Origin of the sequence: Streptomyces sp. 150FB (genome assembly GCF_000818195.1) — a bacterium.
Taxonomy (GTDB): Bacteria; Actinomycetota; Actinomycetes; order Streptomycetales; family Streptomycetaceae; genus Streptomyces.
The window spans coordinates 8,866,881-8,869,538 of sequence record NZ_JTHL01000001.1; the positions used below are offsets into that span (position 1 = coordinate 8,866,881).

The 2,658-nt window shown below is 67.8% G+C and carries 1 protein-coding gene; it reads left to right on the forward strand.

The features are described from left to right. A partial coding sequence (locus QR77_RS47200; RefSeq protein ID WP_160311000.1) for an amino acid adenylation domain-containing protein occupies positions 1-2,658 on the forward strand: 2,658 nt, incomplete at both ends.

The window sequence follows — 2,658 nt, forward strand, 5'->3', positions numbered from 1 at the left end:
CGGCGAACCGCTGCAGGAAGTTCTGGACGGTGACGCCGGGCTGCCGGAGTGCGTGGTAGACAAGGTCCCGGAGCGTGACGTCGCTGTCGCGCTCTCAGCGGCGATGTCCGCCGCGTTTGATCTGGAGCGGGAGCTGCCGTGGCGAGTACGGGTACTCCAGCCGGCCGCGGACGAGTGGCTACTGGTCGTGGTGGTGCATCACATCGCCGCGGACGGCTGGTCGATGGTTCCCCTGATGAGGGACCTTTCCACCGCCTACGCAGCTCGCTGTGACGGCGAGGCTCCGGTGTGGGGGGAGCTGCCGGTGCAGTACGCCGACTACACCCTGTGGCAGCGGGAAGTATTGGGTAGCGAGGACGACCCCGACAGCGTGATCGCCGGGCAGGTCGCGTACTGGCGGGAGGCGTTGCGGGGGCTGCCCGAGCAACTGGAGCTGCCGTTGGACCGTCCGCGTCCGGTCGTCGGCTCGCACGCGGGCGGATCGGTGGCCTTGCAGGTGCCTGCCGAGGTGCATGGGCGGCTGGTGAGGTTGGCCCGTTCGTGCGGGGCGAGCGTGTTCATGACGGTGCAGGCCGCGCTGGCGGTGCTGCTGTCGAAGCTCGGTGCCGGCGAGGACATTGCCATCGGCACTCCGGTGGCGGGCCGTACCGACGACGCGTTGGACGAGCTGGTCGGGTTCTTCGTGAATACGCTGGTTCTGCGCACCGACATGTCGGGAGATCCGAGCTTCCGCCAGGTCCTGGAGCGGGTGCGGGAGGCGGATCTGGCGGCGTTCGCGCATCAGGACGTTCCGTTCGAGCGTCTGGTCGAGGTGCTCAACCCGGTGCGCTCGATGGGGCGCCATCCACTGTTTCAGGTGATGCTCACCGTTCAGCACCACGCACCGATCCTGTCGAATACTGCGCCCGAGCTCGGTCTGTCAGGTCTGCCCGGCCTGACCGTACGGCCGGAGCCGATCGACGCGACGGTGGCGAAGTTCGACCTGTCTGTCACTCTGGGCGAGACCCATGCCGGCACCGCACCTGCTGGTCTCACCGGGAGATTGGAATACCGCACCGACCTGTTCGACGCGGCCACGGTCGAGCTCCTCGCCCAGCGCCTGGTCGAGCTCCTCGACACGGTCACCGCCGAACCGGAGGTTCCCGTCCGGCAGATCGGCGTGCTGGGCGCGGACGAGCGCGAGAAGGTCCTGATCGCCTGGAACGACACCGCCTGCGAGGCGCCCGATGCGACACTCACCGAGCTGTTCGAGGCCCAGGCGTCGCGCACACCTGGCAACACGGCTCTGGTCAGTGGTGACGTCGAGTTGTCGTACGACGAACTTCGGAAACGCGTGGACACACTGGCCCGGCACTTCCTGAGCCAGGGCGTCGGGCCGGAGCAGGCGGTTGCGGTGTGGATGGAGCGCTCCGCCGAGCTGGTCATCACAATGCTGGCGATCCTGAAGGCCGGTGGCTACTACGTGCCGCTGCATGACGGATATCCGCCGGAGCGGCGCCGGCTCGTACTGGACGACTGCGGAGCGGCTCTTCTCGTGACGGACCGGCCGGGAGAGGCCGCGGACTTCGCGGGGTCGGCGCGAATCGTCGGGATGGGCGACCTCGCCGAGGACGCGGTCCTGGGCGGTGTGGTGGGTGGCCACGCTGGTAGTGCCGAGGGGCTCGCCTACGTGATGTACACGTCGGGCTCCACCGGTGAGCCGAAGGGCGTGGCGGTTACGCACCGTGGTGTCTCCGACCTCGTACTCAACAGGTGCTGGATGACGGGCAACCACGAGCGTGTGCTCTTCCACTCACCGCATGCTTTCGACGCCTCGACGTTCGAGCTCTGGCACCCTCTCCTCTCCGGAGGAACCGTCGTCGTCGCTCCCCGGGGGAATGTGGACGCGACGTCCTTGGAACAGATGATCAAAGCGCACGACATCAGCGGCCTCGTCCTGACTGCCGGGCTCTTCCGGGTCATCGCCGAGGAGACGCCGGCATGTCTCACCCACCTGCGCGAGGTCCTGACCGGTGGTGACGTGGTGTCACCCGTCGCGGTTCAGCGTGTGCTGGACGCGTGTCCGGGAACCGTGGTCCGGGCTCTGTACGGTCCGACGGAGATCACCCTGTGCGCGACGCAGTACGAGGTGCCTGCCGGTGTCGCCGTGGGTGGCTCTGTGCCGATCGGTCGTCCGATGGACAACACCCGGGTGTATGTGCTGGATGGTGGGTTGTCTCCGGCGCCGGTGGGTGTTGCGGGGGAGCTGTATGTGGCCGGTGCTGGAGTCGCACGGGGGTACGTGGGGCGCGCGGGCTTGACAGCGGAGCGGTTCGTCGCCGATCCGTTCGGTCCTGCGGGATCGCGGATGTACCGGACCGGGGACCTCGTGAGGTGGAGTGTCCATGGGGTGCTGGAGTTCGTGGGACGTGCGGATGCCCAGGTGAAGGTGCGGGGCTTCCGTATCGAGCCGGGAGAGATCGAGGCGGTCCTGGCCGGGCATGAGCTGGTGACCCAGAGCGCCGTGGTGGTGCGTGAGGACCAGCCGGGCGACAAGCGTCTCGTCGCGTATGTCGTGCCGGCTGAGACGGGGGAGTTCGACACCGCTGTACTGAGTGGTCTTGTGTCGGATCGGCTTCCGGATTACATGGTCCCGTCGGCGTTCGTCCTGCTGGACAG